Source organism: Marinobacter sp. OP 3.4, from assembly GCF_036224885.1.
GTDB lineage: Bacteria > Pseudomonadota > Gammaproteobacteria > Pseudomonadales > Oleiphilaceae > Marinobacter.
Genome location: NZ_JAVVLT010000101.1, coordinates 15,151 through 36,193, shown reverse-complemented (window position 1 = coordinate 36,193; position 21,043 = coordinate 15,151). Strand labels below are relative to the sequence as shown.

The window sequence follows — 21,043 nt, the reverse complement described above, 5'->3', positions numbered from 1 at the left end:
ACTCGCGACCCCAACCTTGGCAAGGTTGTGCTCTACCAACTGAGCTATTCCCGCTGGTTGTTGAGGGGCGTTGCCCTTCAACGGCTGCGTATTCTACCGATAGGACCGACGCCGTCAACCGTTTTTATGAAATTTTCTTTGCATGGCCAACAACCAGATCCGTCACCTGTCAAGCCATGCAGTGTGCTGCTCATGCCTGCCCATAGGTACTGGCTCCGGCCCCCAGGTAATCCCGCTCCTCCGGTGTCGATGGCCGCTTTAGTGCCCCATTTCGATGGGGAAAGCGACCAAACCGCTCGATCACCGCGCGATGCTGTCGGGCGGACTCCAGGAAGCTGCCGAGGAAGGCACCCAGCGGGCCGTCCGTGGAGGCAGCCAACTGGTCATACAGCTCTACCGACCGGTCCTGGTGGGCCAGCTTTTCGGAATGCTGTAATGGCATGTACAGGAACGCCCGCTGGATGGGCACCAACCGGACATCGGCCCCGGCCTCCAGCCCTTCCAGGCACAGACGAATGGCCTGGGCGTCGTTGGAGAATGCCATGGCGCCGCCACGGTGAATGTTCCGGGTGAACTGATCCAGCAGGATGATCTCCGCCAGCCGTCCCCCGGGTTCGGTCCGCCATTGTTCCAGGCCATTCTCCGAGGCAAACAGGACCATGGACAGGAATCGCCGGCGGATTTCCTGATCAAAGGCCCGGGAGGAACGGAACCAGCGCTCCCGGTGCTCCCGGTCCGGCAGCCCATGTTCATCCAATGGGCCAAACCAGAAATCCAGAAGTTCATGCCATGCGAACATAACACCTCCGGTTACTGTTGAAATTCGCAGTCGTAACCTCGCAGTTATACACTGATTGAGGTCGCATCCAAAGGAGCAGATTATCCATGACGGCACCCACACGGATCCTTTTACTGGCCCATGGCAGCAGCGACCAGCGCTGGTGTCAGACGTTTGAGGCCCTGGCCGCCCCTACCCTGGCGTCCCTGCCCGAGGCCCGCGTGGCCTATATGGAGCTGGCAGAGCCATCGCTGGAAACCGAAGTCCGGGAGGCCGTTACCGACGGCGTTGCCAACATCCAGGTGGTGCCCCTGTTCCTGGCGGCCGGTCGTCATCTGCGCAAGGATGTGCCCGCCATGCTGGAGGATTACCGCCAGCGTTATGGGGTGGACATCACCCTGCTGCCACCCATCGGAGAAGATCCCCGCCTGGGCCTTGCCCTGAGGGACATCGTCCAGGGGACCCTGGAGGAGACCCATGACTGACAGACACATACTGGTCACCGGCGGCACAGGCTTTATCGGCCGAGTACTCTGCCCGGAACTGCTCAATGCCGGCTACCAGGTGGATGTGCTGAGCCGACAGTCCCCAAAGGACGTGCGGGCAATCTGCGGACAGGTAACCCCGATCGGGAGCCTGACGGATATTGGCGAAGGATCCGACTATGACGCCGTTGTTAACCTCGCCGGCGAAGGCATTGCCGAAAAACGCTGGACCGACCATCGCAAACAGGTACTGCGGGACAGCCGGATCGCCCTGACCCGGGAACTGGTGTCCGCCCTGCTGCGCTGCGACCGGCTGCCTTCGGTCCTGGTATCGGGCTCCGCCGTGGGGTACTACGGCGCCCAGGGCGATACCACGGTGAATGAGGACGCCGTCCCCCATGATGAATTCAGCCACCGGCTGTGTGCCGACTGGGAGAAAGCCGCGTCGGCGCTGGCCGATAGGGGTGTTCGGGTATGCTATTCACGGACCGGGATTGTCGTCGGACCGAATGGTGGCTTTCTGGAGCGTATGGTGTTGCCTTTCAAGCTTGGTCTGGGCGGGCGCATCGGCGATGGGCAGCAGTATATGCCCTGGGTCCACCGGCGGGATGTGGTCAACGCCATCCTGTGGATGCTGACCACGGACAGCGCCAGCGGTGCCTACAATGTGGTCAGCCCGAATCCGGCGACCAACAGTGGCTTTACGAACACCCTGGCGAGGGTGCTCTCCCGCCCGGCGATATTCCCCGTGCCCGCGCTGGTGCTGAAGCTGGCCCTGGGAGAAATGTCCCGGCTGCTGCTGACCGGCCAGAGAGCCGTTCCCGAACGCCTGGAACAGGCGGGGTTCCGCTTCACCTACCCGGAACTGGAGCCCGCCCTCAAGAACGCCCTGGGTAAGTAAGGTCAAAAAAATCGGCATTTTTTCACGGCCAACCGTTGACAGCTGCGGGGCGCATTCTTAATATACGCGCCACCTCGACGAGGCAAGGTTTTTGAGGAATGCGTCCCCTTCGTCTAGTGGCCCAGGACTCCGCCCTTTCACGGCGGCAACAGGGGTTCGAACCCCCTAGGGGACGCCAATTTGGCAACACGGTTTAGTCCACCGGGTTGCCAGCATCAAAACCGCCTTCGGGCGGTTTTTTTGTGTCTGGACGCTTCTCGGAGTCTGTTTCAGCTTTTAGTTGGGAGACTGCAACCTCGGGGCAGGGGGCCTGTTGGTAAGATTTTTGAAAACACGCCCCGCAAGTACGTCCCTGGCCGATTTTTGCTCCTGCAAAATCGGCATTCCCGCCATCCATGGCGGTCATAGAGCTCGGGTCGCGCCATCCCTGGCGCTCCACGGTTTTCAAAAACCTTCCCCACATGCCTCTTTCAGACGTGGGAGTTAACTCAATAGTTTAAGAGAGCTGGGGTGGGAAGGCTTTTCCGGACCGTCGAGCGCCAGGGACGGCGCTCGTCGAGCCCTACAGGGAGGTACTTGCCGGGCGTGTCCGTAAAAGCCTTACCGCCCCGGCTCCCGCCCCCGCAAAGTGAAGGCTGGGGCCCAAACCCTAGCGAACAGCAATAGCACCCTTGCCAACACCCTCAAAGGCCTTAACCCGCACCTCATCAGCCGGATAATCCCTCTTGATCTCGTCGGCCAGGTAGGCGGCAATCAGCTCCACCGTCGTATCCGTCTCCAGCAGCCACACCCGCCGACGGGGCAGGGTCAGCCGGAACTCCCCCTGCTCGGCATCGTACTGAAAGCTCACATACTCAGTGCCGTCCGCATCCGACCAGCTCTGGTTCAGGTCCTCGCGGGTACCAATATAGATATCCTGCCACTGCTGAGCCCAGTGCTTTTCCAGCTCCGGACTGTGGCGGCCATTGATATCGATACGGATCGGGGATCGGTGCCCATGGGCTATCCGCTGGCAGTTGCCCAAGTGCTTTTTCAGTCCGTGGACATAGTGGTAGTAGGGTCCTTCGATCAGCTCTTCACGGAGTGTGACTTCCACAGCAGTCACATTGGCCGGCAGTACCGCCTTCAGTTCCCGCTCCAGCAACCGGGCCACGGCGGACGGAACCACCTCGTGATGGTCCAGGAACACCACGGACTGCTCGGGGCCCTCATGACGGAGATGGCTGCCGTCATCCAGTTGCCAGGTCAGCTCGCCGGGGTTGTCGCCACGGTGTAGGGAATCGGACCCGGCGGGGACCACCAGGCGATGGTCCACCCGCTCGTCGATCACCCGCTTGATGGTGCGCTTCACATTGCCGAAATCGAACACCATGCCCTGCTCATCCAGCTCGCCGCCGAGCACAATGTCGGCAATCCAGCTCTCGCCCACCAGGCCACGCCGGCGATCAAGGTAGGCGAAATCGATGACAGTAAGGTTGTCGATAAACAGGTGGTTCATGGATGCATCCGGCAGGAAGACTACGATCAGATCGCATTCTATCAAACTTCGCTGCCGCCGGGATAACCCGCCGTGTCAGGAACCACCGAAACAGGGTTTTCAGAGGGGGATCAGTCCGGTCATCCACGCAACACTGAGGCCGACCGCACCCAGGCTCAGGGCCAGCACCGTCAGGTAGGCGCTACGGGAAGACGTGCGACGGCGGTTTGCGGTCAGGTCATCCAGGTGTCGGGCCACCTGTTCGGCCTGCTGCTTGGAGGCCTCAGAGGCCTGTTGCAGGGTGTCCGCCTGAAGTGATTTCCAGAAATCCTGGTCCTGGTCCCGCTGGCGGTCCAGTTCCTCCTTCAGGTGCTCGTTGCGGTCCCGGATCATCCGGTCCATGGTCTTCAGCAGGTCCTTCTGGAAACTTTCCAGGGTTTTGTCCAGCAGGGTGTTCACGTTTGCGGTTACCGCCCTGGCGATGGCCTTCTGCTGGGCATCGAGGATGGCTTCCAGGGCGTCCAGTTTTTCGTTGACCAGGGTGGTGTGCTGGTCGTTGTGTTCGTCCATGCCCTGGCGCAGGTAGCCCACCTGGTCATCGAACAGTTGCGTCAGGCGTTCGTGCAGTTGTTCGCTGATCTGGGCCTTGACCTCGGCCCGGGCGGCCATGGCCACCTGGTCCGCGCTGAGCAGGGGGATATCCGGGTCGTTGGCTGGTGGCACCTGGCTTTCCTCGCTGACCGTCACCGGCTCCGCCTCCGGCCTGCTGCGCAGCTTCTCCAGCACCCTGGAGACGCCGTCCCGGGCCGGCGGCTTGGGGAGGATCTCGTCCACCCCCATCTCCCGGGCGGTTTGCTCGAACTCGGCGGACTTGCCGGAGGTGCACATCACAATGGGGATATGGGCGGTGCCGGGGTTGTTGCGAATGGCCCTCGCGGCCTCCACGCCGTTCATGCCGGGCATCAGGTGGTCAAGAAAGATAACGTCCGGCTGCTGGGAGTTACTGAGCAGATCCAGCGCCTCTTCAGCGGAACCGGCCATGCTGACTTCCATGTTGCTGCCTTTCAGGAGCTTGCTGAGGGTAAATCGTGCAACCTTCGAGTCGTCCACCAGCAGCGCGTTCTTGATGTCCATGGGGCTGTCTCCTGGATTGGCCACCGGATGCCACGGATACCCGGCGACAAGGGGAGGGCGCCGGGCCCCGGGCATCACAATACCTAAGGGGCGATATAGGGCCAGGCAACCGGCATTCCTGTCCGGTGGCTGGTCATCGCCCGATCAGTTTACCCCGATATGGATACAAAATGTTACAGAGTGATGGGCGGAATCTTGCCGATTGCAACCTGGATCACATTTCGTCCGGTGGCACCAGGCCCTGGCTCTGGGACCAGGCCCGCATGTGGATATCGGCTTCCCGCTGGAAGGGAGACTTGAAGGGATGGATGATCACGTCGAACAGGAAAAAGAACAGACCCACGGACAGCCAGCCGGACAACAGCATGCTGATGGTGCGTGCCTGCACCTCCGGATTGGAGAGGACAAAGCTTTCCAGGTGGGGCAGCAGAGACTGCACCATCACCACCGGATTGAATTCGGCGAGCACCAGCGGTACCCAGAAGGCCAGGACCACGGGAAAGAAACCGAACGACCAGGCACCCCGAAGCAGCAGGTAGCCCAGCAGGTTGCGGATATAGCGCTGGCGCAGGCCGGGGGACCGTCTGGCCCGGGCCAGGTAGCGGCGGCGTTCGTTGTGGTAGTCGGTGGAATCGGGCACCCGCGGACGGTCCCCGCTCCGGTCGGGCCTGCTGGCCCTGCTGCGGGAAGGCGCCGTTGCAGCGACGCCGTTATTCGCTGCCCGGGACCGCGACGGTGTCTGCATCCGCGTGGTGCTGTCAGCCCGGGCCTGCGAGGGATAGTCCGTCAACTGGCTGGATGTTTCCGACATGGTCTCGGTTTCCTCAATCTGGGACGTCGCCGGGCGGGGCTTTTCAATCAGCCTTCCCGCCTCCATCATAGGGGAAATCTCACGAAGCTGATCCGCGACCGGTCACATCCGGCGCAGTATCCTCCGTTACACCGAGGATACCGTGATAATCTACATAAGACTATTCTGCCAGACGGGACAATGAGTGAATGACTGATCGCAACGAGTCCAATGTACACCCTGCCTTTGACGTACATCCTGCGTTTGAAAAGGTTCGCAGCCACCCCATCGCGGCCCTGAACCTGACCATGGAAGAGTATGTCCACCGCAAGACCCGTGCCCGGCACCTGCACATGGCGGCGGACAATGACGAGAACGTCTTCTTCGTGGCCCTGCGGACCTTTCCCATGGACTCCACCGGCGTGGCCCATATCCTGGAGCACACGGCCCTGTGCGGCAGCGAGCGCTATCCGGTACGGGACCCGTTCTTCATGATGATCCGCCGGTCCCTGAACACCTTCATGAACGCCTTTACCAGCAGCGACTGGACCGCCTACCCGTTTGCCAGCAAGAATCGCAAGGACTTTGACAACCTGTTGTCCGTCTACCTGGATTCGGTGTTCTTCTCCAAGCTTGACCCGCTGGATTTCGCCCAGGAAGGGCATCGCCTGGAGTTCGAGAAGCCGGACGACCCCACCAGCCCACTGGTGTACCGGGGCGTGGTGTACAACGAAATGAAGGGGGCCATGAGCGCGCCCACCTCCCAGCTCTGGCAGAACCTGTCCAGCCACCTGTTCCAGACCACCACCTACCATTACAACAGTGGTGGCGAGCCCGATCATATCGTCGACCTGCGCTACGATGACCTGTTGGCGTTCTACCGGCACCACTACCACCCGAGCAACGCCATTTTCTGCACCTATGGCGACATTCCTGCCCGGGAACACCACGACCGTTTCGAGGAGCTGGCCCTGTCCCGCTTCGATGCCCTGGAGGTGGATCTGCCGGTGCGGGACGAGAAACGACTGTTCTCGCCGCTGCGGGTGGAGCAGGGGTATGCCGTCAGCGCCGGCGAGCCCACCGAGCGCAAGACCCATATGGTGATGGGCTGGCTGCTGGGGCACAGCTTTGATCTGCAGCAGAACCTGGAAGCGCAACTGGTGACCAATGTGCTGCTGGAGAACAGTGCCTCCCCGCTGATGCATGCCCTGGAGACCACGGATATCGCGGCGGCGCCGTCGCCGATGTGTGGACTGGAGGATTCCAACCGGGAGATGACCTTTGTCTGCGGTATCGAGGGTACCGAGCCGGAGCGCCGGGATGACCTGGAAGCCCTGATCGAAGGGGTACTCAACAAGGTGGCGGAGGACGGCGTTCCCCTGGACCGCCTGGAGGCCATCCTGCACCAGCTTGAACTGCACCAGCGGGAGATAGCCGGTGACAGCTTCCCCTATGGCCTGCAACTGATCATGTCCGCCATTTCCCCCATGGTGCATGGTGGCGATCCGGTGGAACTGCTGGACCTGGAGCCGGTGCTGGAGACCATGCGAGAGAAGATCCGCGATCCGGGCTATGTGCCCGGCCTGATCCGTCGCCTGCTGATTGACAACCCCCACCGGGTCACGCTGACCCTGCGGCCGGATGACCAGCTTGAGAACCGCCGCCAGGAAGCCATCCGCGAAGCCCTGGCCCGTCGCAAGGAACAGCTCAGCGACGAGGACAGGCAGCAGATCGTTGAGCGCGCCCGGGCCCTGGAGGAGCGCCAGCACCGCAAGGACGACGACTCCATCCTGCCCAAGGTGGACCTGAGCGACGTGCCGCTGAAGACGCATTTCCCGGAGGGGCGGAACCTGGAGGCCTTCCCCGCCGCCCTCTACGCCCAGGGCACCAACGGCCTGGTCTACGAGCAGGCGATCTTCCGCCTGCCGACCCTGTCCCGGGACGAACTGCTGATGCTGCCGCTATACACCACCATCCTCACCGAGGTGGGCTGTGGTGACCTGGATTACCTGCAGATGCAGGACCGGATCTCCGCCTGCAGCGGCGGAATCGGTGCCAGCGTTTCCGCCCGTGGCAGTGTGGACGACGTACAGACCCTGGACGGTTACATGATCCTCAGCGGCAAGGCCCTGGCCCGGAACCGCAAGGCGCTGTCGGAGCTGCTGCGGGACGTATACGACAACGCCCGCTTTGACGAGAAGGGTCGAATACGGGAACTGGTGGCGCAGATCCGTGCCCGCCGGGAACAGGCGGTGACCGGCAGTGGCCATGGCCTCGCCATGAGCGCCGCCTCCCAGGGCCATAGCCCCGGCGCCTGGCTGTCCTTCCGCCTGGCGGGCCTGGCGGGCATCAAAGGAACCAAGGAACTGGACGATACCCTCAACGACGAGGCCGCGCTGGACAAGCTGTGCCAGGACCTGGCCAGCCTGCACCAGCGTTTCCGCCAGCAGCAGCGCCAGTTCCTGCTGGTGGCCGAGGAGGAGCACCTGGAGGCCATGGCCGATGGTGTCAGTGGCCTCTGGCCGGAGGCGCCGGAGACCCGGGGTGAGCAGTGGCAGATCGAGCCGGTCAGCTATGACACCCGGGAAGCCTGGCTCACCTCAACCCAGGTGAATTTCTGCGCCCGGGCCTACCCCACGGTGGCGCCGGATCATCCCGATGCCGCCGCGCTCACGGTGCTGGGCGGGTTCCTGCGCAATGGCTTCCTGCACCGGGCGATCCGGGAGCAGGGTGGCGCCTACGGGGGCGGTGCCGGGCAGGATAACGTCAACGGTACCTTCCGCTTCTTCTCCTACCGGGATCCGCGCCTGGGCGAGACCCTGGACGATTTCGATGCCTCGCTGGCGTGGCTGCAGGAGACCGACCACGGTCAACAGGAGCTTGAAGAGGCCGTGCTGGGGGTGATCAGCCAGCTGGACAAGCCACGGTCACCGGCGGGCGAAGCCCGTCACGCCTTCCACAGCCGTCTGTTTGGTCGCTCCCCGGAACAACAGGAGCGTTTCCGCAAGCGGGTGCTGGCGGTTACCGTGGATGATCTCAGGCGTGTGGCCGGTGACTGGCTGCGTCCCGAGAAGGCCAGCACCGCGGTCATCACCAGTCATGACAGCCGGGATGACGTCACCCGCCTCGGGCTGGACATCCACGAACTCTGATGCCTACCGCCCGTCCCCGCGCCTGTCACCCGAGGCGGGGACGGGCAAGCCTTCCTCTGTCTCGCTTGCCCTACCGCAGACGCTTGAGCCCGGTGGTCACCATGATGCGGGTGGAGATTTCCTCCACCGAGTAGGCCGTGGTGTTCAGGTAGGGTATGCGTTCCCGCCGGTACATGGTCTCGATCTCCTCCACCTCGTGCATGCACTGTTTGATGGATGAGTAGCGGGAGTTCGGGCGCCGTTCATTACGGATCACCGCAAGCCGTTCCGGGTCGATGGTGAGGCCGAAGATCTTGGTGCGGTGGGGACGCAGCACCTCCGGTAACTGCTGACCGTCCAGGTCTTCCTCGGTAATCGGGTAGTTGGCCGCTTTCACACCATACTGCAGGGCCAGGTACAGGCAGGTGGGTGTCTTGCCGGAGCGGGAGGCGCCCACCAGGATCAGGTCCGCCTCGTCGTAGTAGCGGGTGCGGGCGCCGTCATCATTGTCCAGGGCGAAGTTGACGGCGTGGATCCGCTTCTCGTAGGTGCTCTCGTTACCGATGGAGTGGGACTTGCCCACGGTGTAGGAGGACGAGGACTGGAGTTCCTGCTCCAGGGGGTTCAGGAAGGTGCCGAAGATATCCACCATGAAACCGTCGGCCTTGCTGATAATCTCCCGGATGTCCGCCTGCACAATGGTGTCGAATACCAGTGGGCGCAAACCGTCGACCCGGGCAGCCTCGTTGATGCGCTCCACCATGGCTTCCGCTGTCTCGTTGTTGTCGATGTAGGGCACGGTGACCCGTTCGAACTCGATTTTCTCGAACTGGGCCAGCAGGCTGTTGCCCAGTGCCTCGGCCGTAAGACCGGTGCCATCGGAGATAAAGAAGGCGGTGCGTTTCATGAGCAGAGGTTCCCTAGGTAATCGTCGCAGGTTACAGTATGATACACGCCAAATTCGAAAGTCAGGAGCAACCTTATCATTCCCGGGGCCTTGCCGTGCAGCCTTTTCAGACAGTACGCGCATGGATTTACAGGGGATGAGCGCTCCTCTATTCTTTGCTGTTTGCTCGACTGAACCAAGGGAGACGCGCTTTGGAAGATTACATTATCTGGTTTGAGAACCTGGGGATGTCAGATGTTGAGCGGGTAGGGGGCAAGAACGCCTCACTCGGCGAAATGATCAGCAATCTGGCCAACGCCGGGGTATCCGTACCAGGTGGATTCGCAACCACGGCTCACGCCTACCGGGAGTTCCTGGCCAAGGACGGGTTGCGTGATCGCATTGACGAAGCGCTGGATGCCCTTGATATCAATGACGTCAACGAACTGGCCCGGGTGGGCGCGGACATCCGCCAGTGGGTGCTGGAGCAGCCGTTCCCCGCGGATCTCGAAAAGCACCTGGAGCAGGCTTTCATCAAGCTCCAGGACGGCAACCGTAACCTGGCCGTGGCGGTGCGCTCCTCGGCAACCGCGGAAGACCTGCCGGATGCCTCCTTTGCCGGCCAGCAGGAAACCTTCCTGAACGTGGTGGGTTTCGAGCAGGTCAAGAAATCCGTCAAGGAAGTCTTCGCCTCCCTCTTTAATGACCGCGCCATCTCCTATCGGGTCCACCACGGGTTTGATCACAAACTGGTAGCCCTGTCGGCGGGTATCCAGAAGATGGTGCGCAGCGAGACCGCTGCCAGTGGCGTGATGTTCACCCTGGACACTGAATCCGGCTTCCGGGATGTGGTCTTCGTCACGGCGTCGTATGGCCTGGGCGAGACCGTGGTGCAGGGCGCCGTCAACCCGGACGAGTTCTATGTCCACAAGCCCACGGTGGAGGCCGGTCGTCCGGCGGTGCTGCGGCGCAACCTGGGCAGCAAGGCCATCAAGATGGTCTACTCGAAAGACAAGGACGCCGAGCACTTCGTGGATACCGTGAAAGTGGAGCAGGACGATCGGAATCGCTTCTGCATTGACGATGCCGAAGTCACCGAGCTGGCCAAGCAGGCCATGATCATCGAGAAGCACTATGACCGGCCCATGGACATCGAGTGGGCCAAGGACGGCGACGACGGTCGCATCTACATCGTTCAGGCCCGCCCGGAAACCGTGAAGAGCCGGGCCGCCGCCAACGTCATGGAGCGTTACCTGCTGAATGAGCAGGGCAAGGTGATTGTCGAGGGCCGCAGTATCGGCCACAAGATCGGTAGTGGTGCCGTTCGCGTGGTGGACAGCATCAAGGATATGGACAAGGTGCAGGCCGGCGACGTGCTGGTCACCGACATGACCGACCCGGACTGGGAGCCGGTGATGAAGCGCGCCTCCGCCATCGTTACCGACCGTGGTGGTCGTACCTGTCACGCCGCCATTATCGCCCGGGAGCTGGGTATTCCCGCCGTCGTCGGCTGCGGTGATGCCACCGAAGTATTGAAGGACGGGCAGGAAGTGACGGTTTCCTGTGCGGAAGGGGATACCGGCCTGATCTATGAGGGCAGCCTGGACTTCGAGCTGCGGGAGAACACCGTGGAATCCATGCCCGCCATCCCCTTCAAGATCATGATGAACGTGGGTAACCCGGACCGGGCCTTCGACTTCCAGGCGCTGCCCAACGAGGGCGTTGGTCTGGCCCGCCTGGAGTTCATTATCAACCGGATGATCGGTGTCCATCCCAAGGCCCTGCTGAACTACGACAGCCTGCCCCGGGACATCCGCCAGACCGTTGAGAAACGCTTCTCCGGTTACCCGTCACCGGTGGATTTCTACGTGGACAAGCTGGTTGAGGGGATTTCCACCCTGGCGGCGGCCTTCCATCCCAAGAAAGTGATCGTGCGGCTGTCGGACTTCAAGTCCAACGAGTACGCCAACCTGATCGGCGGCACCCTGTACGAGCCGGACGAGGAAAACCCCATGCTGGGCTTCCGCGGCGCGTCCCGCTACATCTCCGACACCTTCCGCGACTGCTTTGAGCTGGAATGCCGGGCCCTGCGCAAGGTTCGTGACGAGATGGGCTTCACCAACGTGGAAATCATGGTGCCCTTCGTCCGTACCGTTGGCGAGGCCAGCCAGGTGGTTGACCTGCTGGCGGAGAACGGTCTCAAGCGGGGCGAGAACGGGCTTCGGGTGATCATGATGTGTGAACTGCCGGCCAACGCGCTGCTGGCGGACCAGTTCCTGGAGCACTTCGATGGTTTCTCCATCGGCTCCAACGACCTGACCCAGCTCACCCTGGGGCTGGACCGGGATTCCGGCATCATCGCGCACCTGTTCGACGAGCGGAACGATGCGGTCAAGGCGTTGCTGTCCAACGCGATCCAGGCCTGCAAGCGCGCCGACAAGTACATCGGTATCTGTGGCCAGGGGCCGTCGGATCATCCGGACCTGGCGAAGTGGCTGATGGACGAGGGCATCGATACCGTGTCCCTGAATCCGGATTCGGTGCTGGACACCTGGTTCTTCCTGGCGGACGAAAAGCTCGATTGATCCCGATTTTCACATTACTGGATAGAAGGAGACTGACAACGTGGACATCGTAACCCCGGATATCTGTGACGATTATCCCGAGGTCCAGGTGGTGGAGCCTGGCTTCCAGAACTTCGGTGGCATCGACGCTTTTGGTGGCGAAGTGGTCACCGTGAAGTGCTTCGAAGACAACTCCGTGGTCAAGGAGCAGGTGGGTAAGCCCGGTAACGGCTGTGTGATGGTCGTTGATGGCGGCGGCTCAAAGCGGGCCGCGCTGCTGGGGGATATGCTGGCGGAAAAGGCGGCGGCCAACGGCTGGGCCGGCCTGATCATCTATGGCTGCATCCGTGACGTGGACGTGATCCGCAAGACTGAACTGGGTGTGCAGGCCCTGGCAACCCACCCCCGCAAGACCGACAAGAAGGGCATCGGCGACCTGAATGTGCCGGTCACCTTTGGTGGCGTCACCTTCAGGCCGGGACAGTACGTCTATGCGGACAACAATGGTATCGTTGTCTCGGAGAAGAAGCTGGGCTGAAAGCAGTTGCCCGGCTTAACGAAAAAGGCCCCGGCAGATGCTGTCGGGGCCTTCGTCGTTAATGTCTGACCTTTTCGATGGTCACCCCCAGCAGGTGGCCATCGCCCTCAGGTTCGGTGCGCAGTACCCGTACCTCGGTCTCGAATGGCGGGAACTGATCACTGGTTGAGGGGAGCAGGGTGTGTAGCGTCGCCCCCTCCGGAATATAACCTTCCACGTAAAGCTGCATTCCGGTACCGCTGAGGTCGCGGCAGATGCCACTGAATGAGCGGCCTTCGCCGTCGGTTATCTCGATCGCCGAGTTAACCTGCATGCGATGAAAGTCGCGCTTTTCCGAGTAATCCCTCATGGTCATCGACATGACTACCCCTTCCTGATCTGGTTTGGGAGGCTCCGGTTTCCCGAAAGCCCCTATAAGTCCTTTTAGCGGTTATGTGCCGATTGGTCAAAGAACCTGACGTCATAACAACGGTATATGACCATAGATTTGGTGTTAGGGGAGTGATCCAGTGCCCATATCTGGTGTCTGGCCTCCCTTCAAAGGGGTGGCCGGTGACATGACTTGATGCCAGTCACGACAAAAGACCTGACAGGTATCAGGCCCAGGTGTCATGTTTCTTGGTGGGTTTGAGCCAGGGCAGGACAACCGCAATGAACATGCCCAGGATCAGCAGGCCGGCGCCCAGCAGCATGAAGTCGGATTCCCTCTTGGCCTCAAGGCGTTCCACCTCGGCGGTGAGTACTTCCACCTCGTTCTTGAGCTTCTGATTGCTTTCCTGTAGTTCCTGGTTGCGGCGATTCAGGTTCAAGGCATTGGCGGAGACCGAGCGGATTTCCTCCAGTTCCGCCGTCAGTTCCTCCACCCGCTGTTCCAGTGCCTGTTCCCGGGAGGAGAGCTGGTCCCGTTCTCCGGATACCTCGCTCATCTGCGACTGCAGTTCCTCGAGCCGGGCACGGGTCTGTTCCAGTTCCCGGTTAGCCGCTTCCAGTCGATCCTCGGCGATGGGCTGGTTGGTCAGGTAGCGGGTTGGAAGCCAGCCTTCCAGGCCCTGGCTGGTGCGTACCCGGCTGTAGCCGGATTCCTCGTTCTGTTCCAGCAGGGTGACAGCGGTACCACTGCGCAGGCCACTGTGGAGCACGCGAAACTGGGTGCCCTGGCCACTCCTTACGGGGGCATACAGGGTGTCGTCGATATAGACGGTTCGTGCCTGGGCAACGCCGGCGACCGCCATCAGCAGGGCCAGGGGCAGGATCAGGTAGCGAATACGGGAAAGGGCACGGGTGGTTACAGCTCGGGCTATCACAGCATGAATCCTGGCAGTTGGAATCCGGGTTATTGGAATATCGGGGAGCCCGTCATCCTGACGCACGGGGCACAATGATTCCGGGCTTCCCAAGCCGGCAATTTTGGCACATACGTCCCCCTGATCAAGTAGCCGGCTATTACAAAACGCTCATTCTCCGGGGGACCGGAATGGGGTCTCAGATCACGGCAGCACGGCCTTGAAGGGCTTGACAGTCACCCGCCGGTAAACACCGGCCTCCACGTAGGGATCGGCGTCCGCCCAGTTGCGGGCCTCGTCCAGTGATTCGAACTCGGCGATCACCAGACTACCGGTAAAGCCGGCGTCGCCGGGTTCCGTGGTGTCCAGGGCCGGATGGGGGCCGGCGACCAGTAGCCGGCCCTGGTCCCGCAGGGCCTCCAGGCGACCGATGTGGGCTGGTCGCGCCGGCTTCCGCAGGGGCAGGCTGTTTTCGACATCTTCGCTGATGATGGCGTAGTACATGGCAGGTCTCCCTGGTGGTGAACATGGTAAATGGTGAACATGGTAGACTGTCGGTTTACTCCCGATGTTCAGGAAAGCCAGTGACTATAACCCAGCACGCCAGCCATTGCATTGACCTCCATTGCCACAGTACCGCATCGGACGGCGCCCTGAGCCCGTCGGCACTGGTGGCCCGTGCGGCGGAGAAGGGGGTGACCCATCTGGCGTTGACGGACCACGATACCGTCGACGGTATCGCCGAGGCCCGTGGCGCGGCCCGCGAAGCCAATATTCAGCTGATCAATGGTATCGAACTGTCCTGTGTGTGGCGCAAGCATACGATTCATATCGTGGGTCTGGACATGGATCTGGACAATGCGGAGTTCCTGGAGCGGGTTACGGGCCAGCAGGCCAACCGCTGGAAACGGGCCCGGCGAATCGCGGAAAAGCTGGCCAGGCACGTCAATGGTTGTGATGAGGGCATCCTGGGCAGCGCCACCGGGCTGGCCCAGGGGGATGTGCCCGGTCGCCCCCATTTTGCCCGGGCGTTGGTGGAAGCCGGCCTGGTGAGGGACTCCGCACAGGCCTTCAGGAAGTACCTCGGCAGCGGCAAGCCGGGGGATGTTAAGGCCTTCTGGCCGGAGCTGTCCGAGGTAGTCCGTTGGATCACCGACGCCGGTGGCATTGCCGTCGTGGCCCACCCCCGAAAATACAAACTGACTGCCACCCGACTCAGGGAGCTGGTTGCTGACTTCATGGCTGCGGGCGGGGAGGGCATTGAAGTGATTACCTCCGGTCAGTCCAGTGGGGATCTGGGTTTCCTGACGGAATTGTGCCGACGTGAGTCACTGCTGGCGTCCCGTGGCAGCGACTTTCACTTTCCGGGCGCGAGCTGGTGTGAGTTGGGACGGATTCCGGGGTTGCCGGAGGGGCTGACGCCGGTGTGGGACCGGTTCCGGAACGCCCCAGTCCAGTGAAGACCCCGGTTCAGTCCGGGGCGTGAAACTGCAGATACAGATCGGTGAGGGTGTCGGGAATGGCATCCGCCATCTGCTGGGCAACCTTGTCATCCTCCCGGGCCTTGCGGAAGTCCTCGTCGTCGAACAGGCCCGACAGGGTCAGCATGGGCACCATCAGCTCGGCAGTTTCCGCCTCGTCTGCCTCCAGCCACGCTTCCTCATGTTCCAGGAAGGTATCGACAAACCCCGCGCACCAGTTTTCCAGGGCGTTCATGGGGTCGCCGTCCTCCGGCTCCGGCAGCTCCAGCGATTGCCCCATGTCCAGGGAGTGGGCCAGCCCCTGGGCCAGCTGGTCGGTCAGGCGGGCGAACACCTCCGGTACATCGTCCGGTGCCACCGACTCCTGGCCGGTTGCCAGCCGGAAGATTTCAGCGGCGTCCAGGGTCTGGGGCCCCACCACGCTGGCGCATACGACACCATGAAGGCCAAAGAAATCCAGTGATTCCTCTCCCCAGGGGTCTGCGAAGAGAATGTCTTCCAGCGCTTCGATTTCGTCGTTATTCAGCATGCAACTGCTCCTGGCGCACGGCCATGGTGGGATCTCACGGATACCTTAGATGGGTATCCGTGAATTTTTCAACGCTTATTGGCCAGAGCTGCCGGACCCGTCACTGTCTTTGGCCGAATCCGCGCTCTCCGTCGCCTGTGCCTTGCGGGCGGCTTCAGCAGCACGCTGGCGCTTGCGCACTTCGCGCGGATCGTTGTAGGCGCGGCCGGGAGTGACAGGGGGTTCCGAAGCCTTGGGCTCCGACTTCGCTGCCTCTTCCGCAGGCTTGTTGTCGCCCTGTTCAGCGCTCGGTGCCGGCTCCGGCTTGCTGGCCGGTTTCTCTTCCTGGCTGACGCCCGAGTCGGTCGACGGGGTGGTGTCCCTGTCTTTCCTTGCCGGAGCAGCGGTTTCGGATGCCTTCGGTTCAGCCGCCGGCTGGTCCCCGCCATCCTTTGCCCGGGGCGCCCGCTTGTTCTCGGACCTGGGCTTGCGCGCCGGCTTGTCCGACTCCTTGCCGGGCTCCGCCGGCGCCTCTTTGCTGGCTTCAGGCTGTGCATCCGGCTGTTTGCGTTCTGCCTCAACAGGCGTCGTGTCCGCCTTTCTGGACGGTTCCTCGGTGACCGGTGTGGCTGGCTTGTCATCCGGTGCAGCGGCCTTGTCCCGGGCCTCGCTTTCCGATGTCTTGCCAGCGGGGGCAGTCGTCGGTTTTGCGGCATCAGCCTTCTTGCCGTCGTCGCTTGAGGCGGTCTCTGCCGTGCTTTCTGCCTTCGCTTCGGTGCCCGGGCCGGACTTGTCGTTTTCTGTCCGAGGTGCCTTGGCTTCTGCTTCGGCATCCGCCGATTTCCCGCTGTCGCCCCGGTCGGGTCGTTCAGTCTTGCCGGCTTCGGCCTTCCGGTCGGAAGTGTCCTTGCTGTCCGGAGTCCGGGGCTCCGCCGCCGGCTGCTTCTGTTCCGGGGTTTTCTGGCTGCGGCTATCCCCGCTATCAGCTTTGTCCCCGGACTTCATCGCTGCTGCGGAAGCCTGGCCGGTTTCCCGGTCCGCCGGCTCGCCCTGGTGTTTTTCAGTACGCTCCGCCTTACGGCTGGCTGGCGTGGTGGCCGGAGCCTCTGCCGGTGAGCCGTCGCGGTTGCGACTACGGCGATTGCGTTTGGGTTTATCGCTCTTCTCGGGCTTGCCCTGGGCCTTGTCCGGTCCCTTATCCGGTCCTTTGTCCTTGTCGGACTTGGGCTGTTCCTGGCGCCCCTGGGGTTTCCTGCCCTGGCTGTCGTCCTTGCCCTTACCGCCTTTAGGGCCTTGTCCACCGCGACGGTCATCCGGCTTGCCGCCGTCCTTCTGGGGGGCACCTTTCCGGCTGCTGTCCCGGGATTGGGTATCGCGGCTGCCCTGCTGGTCCTGGCGGTTGTCACCGGAGCGACGGTTGCGGTTTCGGTTACGATTGCGGTTGCGTCCGCCCCGGTTATCGTCATCCCGGCTCTGGGGGCCCTGACCGCGACGATCGTCGCCCTGGCGCTTGTCACCTTCGCTACGGTCATCCCGGGCCACGCGGGACTTGCGACGGTCCTGTCGACCCTGCTGATTGCGGTTCCCGCCCGTGCCCTGGGGCCGCTGCTGATCCTGTTCAGCGCTTTCACCGCCAAAGAAGTTGGCGATCTTGCGGGAGAGCTTGCGGAACATGCCCTCGTCACTGGCGTCTTCGGCCTGGATTTCCCGGGTTGCGGCAGGCTTGGGCGCCGGTGCCGCCGGGCGGATGGATTTCACCGCGGCTTCCTCGCGGGGAGGGGCCTCGCGGGCAACCTGGGCGTCCACCTGGTCTTCCTCGCGGGCACTGTATTCATCGGCCACATGATAGCTGGACACCTTTTCCCCGGTTTCATCGTCGCGCAACCGTATAATTTCGAAGTGAGGTGTTTCCATGTGGGGGGTGGGCACCACCAGGATTTCCACTTTCTGCCTGGCTTCGATGTCCGCCAGCTGCTTGCGCTTCTCGTTGAGCAGGAAGGTGGCCACGGACACCGGAACCACGGCACGAACCTCGCCGGTCTTGTCCTTGGAGGCTTCCTCGAAGATCAGGCGCATGATGCTCAGGGCCAGGGATTCGATGCCCCGGATGGTGCCCTGGCCGCTACAGCGGGGGCAGACTTCGCTGCGGGTCTCGCCCAGGGAGGGGCGCAGCCGCTGGCGTGACATTTCCAGCAGGCCGAAGCGGGAAATCTTGCCCACCTGGACCCGGGCGCGATCCAGCTCGAGGGCCTGGCGTACGCGCTGTTCCACTTCCCGCTGGTTGCGGGCCGGGGTCATGTCGATGAAATCGATGACGATCAGCCCGCCCATGTCCCGCAGCCGGAGCTGACGGGCGATTTCGTCCGCTGCTTCCAGGTTGGTCTGCAGGGCGGTTTCCTCAATGTCCTGGCCCTTGGTGGCCCGGGAGGAGTTGATGTCGATGGAGACCAGGGCCTCGGTGGGGTCGATCACGATGGAGCCACCGGAGGGCAGCTTCACTTCCCGCTGGAAGGCAGTCTCGATCTGGGCCTCGATCTGGTAGCGGCTGAACAGCGGGATCTCGTCTTCGTACAGCTTGATCTTGTTCTCGAAGCTTGGCATCACCTGGCGCACGAAGCCGAGCACGTTCTCGTAGACACCCGGGGCGTCAATCAGTACCTCGCCGATGTCCTGGCGGAGGTAGTCGCGCACGGCGCGAATGATAACGTTGCTTTCCTGGTGGAGCAGGCGCGGGGCCTTCTGCTCCTTGGCGGCGCCGGTAATGGCGTCCCAGGTGGCAATCAGGTAGTTCAGGTCCCACTGCAGTTCCTCGGCGCTACGGCCGATGCCGGCGGTACGCACGATGATGCCCATGGACTTGGGTACTTCCACTTCGTTCAGGGCGTCCTTGAGCTGGGCGCGCTCTTCCCCTTCGATACGGCGGGAGATGCCGCCGGCGCGGGGGTTGTTGGGCATGAGCACCAGGTAGCGGCCAGCCAGGGAGATAAAGGTGGTGAGGGCCGCGCCCTTGTTGCCACGCTCTTCCTTGTCCACCTGGACGATGATTTCCTGTCCCTCGGAGACCACATCCTTGATGTTGATCTTGCCTTCGATCTGGCCGGGGGGCTTGCGGAAGTAATCCCGGGAGATTTCCTTGAGGGGGAGGAAGCCGTGGCGTTCGGCGCCGAAGTCCACGAAGGCGGCTTCAAGGCTGGGTTCGACTCGGGTGATGCGACCCTTGTAGATGTTGGCTTTTTTCTGCTCGCGGGTGGAGGATTCAATGTCCAGGTCAAACAGCTTCTGGCCATCGACCAGTGCTACGCGCAACTCTTCGGGATGAGTTGCATTAATGAGCATTCTTTTCATGGAAAAGATGATTCCTGTCAATTAGTTAGACAGGAAACCGCGGGTATTCACGAAGCGCAGCCGCTTATGGACGGGCAAGCCCCGGCCATCAGAGTGGTCAGGCGGAAACAGTGATCCGTTCGCCCTGTCCCGGTCCGAACCATACGCCGCCCGTGCCTGCTGGCAGGGAAGGGGTGTATGGAGTCAGTTTCTGTTGACGCATGCTACGTATCTTTCGGTTCACGCTGGTGCCTGGGTCTCATGTCATATTCGTCATCTGGACGGCCCGGCCCGGCGTGCTGATGTAAATCTTCGCGTTTCCCGCAGGGTTTCCTGCGTGGTTACTGTCATGCCCGGTCTTCCATTGGCACCGTCGCTTATGGTGCTGGAACGGGTGGTCCGCCGATGTCCGGCTGACGCTCCCGGGCCTGGTATTACCAAGTTGCCCGCCCGGCTGATCATACAGGGCCGGTCGGGTTGCGGGTGTTCATGGCAGATCGCCTGGTCAGCGGGCCTGCCGGCACCCGGATTTCTCTGTCTGCTTCTGCCGTGTTGGTTGCCCTGGCGAGTACCCGGTTGTCAGGGTATCGGGCATTCAAACTCCCGGTCAGTCTCTGTATACTTCAACCGCTCCGGCGGTCGGCATGTTGGCCGGGCCGTAGACAAACGGAAAAGCATGCCGGAATATAGCAGTAAAGCCCCGACTCATCAATCCCGCACCCTTCAGGAATCCATTCCCGACATGGCATCTCCCCAGCGCAGTCAATCCGCGAGGCCCCGGCGGCGCACCGGGTCTGCCAGCGACCCCCGTAACGACACCGGCCAGCAGCCCACCGGCGTCCAGTGGATCACCGTGGAGCCGGACATGGCCGGCCAGCGACTGGACAACTTCCTGATGGCGCGGCTACGGGGTATTCCCAGGAGCAAGATCTACCGGATCGTTCGCAAGGGCGAGGTCCGGGTCAACAAGGGGCGGGTGAAGCCGGATACCCGCCTGCAGGCGGGGGACCAGGTTCGGATCCCGCCGGTGGTGAAGCCGCAGCGGCCAACCAGTTCCATTCCCGGGGATCGGGTGCAGGCGGTCATGGAAAACGCGGTGATTTTCGAGAACGATGAGTTGCTGGTGGTGAACAAGCCATCCGGCATCGCGGTCCATGGTGGCAGCGGCCTCAGCTTCGGTCTGATCGAAGTGCTGCGAGCGGCACGGCCCGAAGCGCACTTCCTGGAACTGGTGCACCGGCTTGACCGGGATACGTCCGGTTTGGTGATGGTGGCCAAGAAGCGGTCATCCCTGAAATTCCTCCAGGACGAACTCCGTCGCCGTGAAGTGCGCAAGCATTACCATGCCCTGGTCAGCGGGCACTGGCCGGAGGGCGTTACGGAGGTGTCCGAGCCCCTGCTGCGCTATGAGATGCCCAACGGGGAGCGGCGCGTGCGTGTGGATGTGGAGGGTAAGCCCTCCCTTACCCGCTACCGGACGCTGGAGGTATGGCAGGGGTATAGCCTGGTGGAGGCGTCCCCGGTGACCGGGCGGACTCACCAGATACGGGTCCATTGCGCCAGCGCCGGTCATCCGATTGCCGGTGACGACAAGTATATGGATGCCGCCAGCCAGCGAGCCTTCCGGCGCGTCGGCGGGAACCGGTTGATGCTCCATGCCCGCGCGCTGGAATTCCGACTGCCGGGCAGCGAGCAGTGGCATCGCCTGGAGGCGCCCTACGACGAGTCATTCGCCACGGTCCTCGGTGAGCTGGATCGATAAC

At 62.3% G+C, this 21,043-nt stretch carries 18 protein-coding genes and 1 tRNA gene; 8 read left to right on the top strand and 11 right to left on the bottom strand.

Annotated features, from left to right (window positions below; all coding sequences use genetic code 11):
- Positions 1 to 190 precede the first annotated feature (190 nt).
- A complete protein-coding gene (locus tag RO069_RS16750; protein ID WP_328189130.1) occupies positions 191 to 799 on the bottom strand; it encodes a DUF924 family protein in 609 nt (202 codons plus the stop codon).
- An 86-nt stretch (positions 800 to 885) separates the two neighbouring features.
- Between RO069_RS16750 and RO069_RS16745 the strand changes: the two genes are divergently transcribed.
- From RO069_RS16745 to RO069_RS16735, 3 genes are all read left to right on the top strand, one after another.
- A complete protein-coding gene (locus tag RO069_RS16745) occupies positions 886 to 1,263 on the top strand; it encodes a sirohydrochlorin chelatase (RefSeq protein ID WP_328189128.1) in 378 nt (125 codons plus the stop codon).
- The gene (locus RO069_RS16740) at positions 1,256 to 2,164 is read left to right on the top strand and encodes a TIGR01777 family oxidoreductase (RefSeq protein ID WP_328189126.1); all 909 of its coding nucleotides are present in this window, start codon (positions 1,256 to 1,258) and stop codon (positions 2,162 to 2,164) included. Before RO069_RS16745 ends, RO069_RS16740 begins: the two co-directional genes overlap by 8 nt.
- 102 nt (positions 2,165 to 2,266) lie before the next feature.
- Positions 2,267 to 2,342 (top strand) — tRNA-Glu (locus tag RO069_RS16735).
- Positions 2,343 to 2,357: 15 nt separating this feature from the next.
- Here the strand turns inward: RO069_RS16735 and RO069_RS16730 are convergent.
- From RO069_RS16730 to RO069_RS16715, 4 genes are all read right to left on the bottom strand, one after another.
- Entirely contained in the window at positions 2,358 to 2,612 is a 255-nt protein-coding gene (locus RO069_RS16730; RefSeq protein WP_328189124.1) for a hypothetical protein, read from the bottom strand.
- 201 nt (positions 2,613 to 2,813) lie between these two features.
- A complete protein-coding gene (locus tag RO069_RS16725; RefSeq protein WP_328189123.1) occupies positions 2,814 to 3,662 on the bottom strand; it encodes a 6-pyruvoyl trahydropterin synthase family protein in 849 nt (282 codons plus the stop codon).
- 99 nt (positions 3,663 to 3,761) lie between these two features.
- The gene (locus tag RO069_RS16720; RefSeq protein ID WP_328189120.1) at positions 3,762 to 4,775 is read right to left on the bottom strand and encodes a response regulator; all 1,014 of its coding nucleotides are present in this window, start codon (positions 4,773 to 4,775) and stop codon (positions 3,762 to 3,764) included.
- Positions 4,776 to 4,989: 214 nt separating this feature from the next.
- A complete protein-coding gene (locus RO069_RS16715; RefSeq protein WP_328189119.1) occupies positions 4,990 to 5,586 on the bottom strand; it encodes a hypothetical protein in 597 nt (198 codons plus the stop codon).
- A 188-nt stretch (positions 5,587 to 5,774) separates the two neighbouring features.
- On the opposite strand from RO069_RS16715, the gene RO069_RS16710 reads away from it, so the two are divergent.
- Entirely contained in the window at positions 5,775 to 8,717 is a 2,943-nt protein-coding gene (locus tag RO069_RS16710) for an insulinase family protein (RefSeq protein ID WP_328189117.1), read from the top strand.
- A gap of 70 nt (positions 8,718 to 8,787) precedes the next feature.
- Here the strand turns inward: RO069_RS16710 and ppsR are convergent, their stop codons facing one another.
- Positions 8,788 to 9,603, bottom strand: a complete 816-nt coding sequence (gene ppsR / locus RO069_RS16705) for a posphoenolpyruvate synthetase regulatory kinase/phosphorylase PpsR (RefSeq protein WP_328189115.1) — start codon at positions 9,601 to 9,603, stop codon at positions 8,788 to 8,790.
- A gap of 191 nt (positions 9,604 to 9,794) precedes the next feature.
- Between ppsR and ppsA the strand changes: the two genes are divergently transcribed.
- Both ppsA and rraA read left to right on the top strand, forming a co-directional pair.
- Positions 9,795 to 12,167, top strand: coding sequence for a phosphoenolpyruvate synthase (gene ppsA / locus RO069_RS16700; protein ID WP_328189113.1), 2,373 nt, complete (start codon positions 9,795 to 9,797; stop codon positions 12,165 to 12,167).
- Between the two features lie 40 nt (positions 12,168 to 12,207).
- On the top strand, positions 12,208 to 12,684 hold the full coding sequence (rraA, locus tag RO069_RS16695) for a ribonuclease E activity regulator RraA (protein WP_328189111.1): 477 nt from the start codon (positions 12,208 to 12,210) through the stop codon (positions 12,682 to 12,684).
- Between the two features lie 58 nt (positions 12,685 to 12,742).
- Here rraA and RO069_RS16690 read toward each other — a convergent pair whose 3' ends face one another.
- The 3 genes from RO069_RS16690 to RO069_RS16680 form a co-directional block, all read right to left on the bottom strand.
- Complete coding sequence (locus tag RO069_RS16690; RefSeq protein WP_328189110.1) at positions 12,743 to 13,045, bottom strand: PilZ domain-containing protein; 303 nt, start codon at positions 13,043 to 13,045, stop codon at positions 12,743 to 12,745.
- Between the two features lie 235 nt (positions 13,046 to 13,280).
- A complete protein-coding gene (locus tag RO069_RS16685) occupies positions 13,281 to 13,988 on the bottom strand; it encodes a TIGR04211 family SH3 domain-containing protein (RefSeq protein ID WP_328189107.1) in 708 nt (235 codons plus the stop codon).
- Positions 13,989 to 14,171: 183 nt separating this feature from the next.
- A complete protein-coding gene (locus RO069_RS16680) occupies positions 14,172 to 14,471 on the bottom strand; it encodes a YciI family protein (protein WP_328189106.1) in 300 nt (99 codons plus the stop codon).
- Positions 14,472 to 14,551: 80 nt separating this feature from the next.
- On the opposite strand from RO069_RS16680, the gene RO069_RS16675 reads away from it, so the two are divergent.
- Positions 14,552 to 15,427, top strand: a complete 876-nt coding sequence (locus RO069_RS16675) for a PHP domain-containing protein (RefSeq protein WP_328189104.1) — start codon at positions 14,552 to 14,554, stop codon at positions 15,425 to 15,427.
- 10 nt (positions 15,428 to 15,437) lie between these two features.
- Here RO069_RS16675 and RO069_RS16670 read toward each other — a convergent pair whose 3' ends face one another.
- Together RO069_RS16670 and rne are read right to left on the bottom strand one after the other, a co-directional pair.
- On the bottom strand, positions 15,438 to 15,977 hold the full coding sequence (locus RO069_RS16670; RefSeq protein WP_328189102.1) for a YecA/YgfB family protein: 540 nt from the start codon (positions 15,975 to 15,977) through the stop codon (positions 15,438 to 15,440).
- Between the two features lie 75 nt (positions 15,978 to 16,052).
- The gene (gene rne, locus RO069_RS16665) at positions 16,053 to 19,301 is read right to left on the bottom strand and encodes a ribonuclease E (RefSeq protein ID WP_328189101.1); all 3,249 of its coding nucleotides are present in this window, start codon (positions 19,299 to 19,301) and stop codon (positions 16,053 to 16,055) included.
- Between the two features lie 844 nt (positions 19,302 to 20,145).
- On the opposite strand from rne, the gene rluC reads away from it, so the two are divergent.
- Positions 20,146 to 21,042 (top strand): 23S rRNA pseudouridine(955/2504/2580) synthase RluC, encoded by an 897-nt coding sequence (gene rluC / locus RO069_RS16660; RefSeq protein ID WP_442915385.1) that lies wholly within the window; start codon positions 20,146 to 20,148, stop codon positions 21,040 to 21,042.
- The last annotated feature ends 1 nt before the right edge of the window (position 21,043 follow it).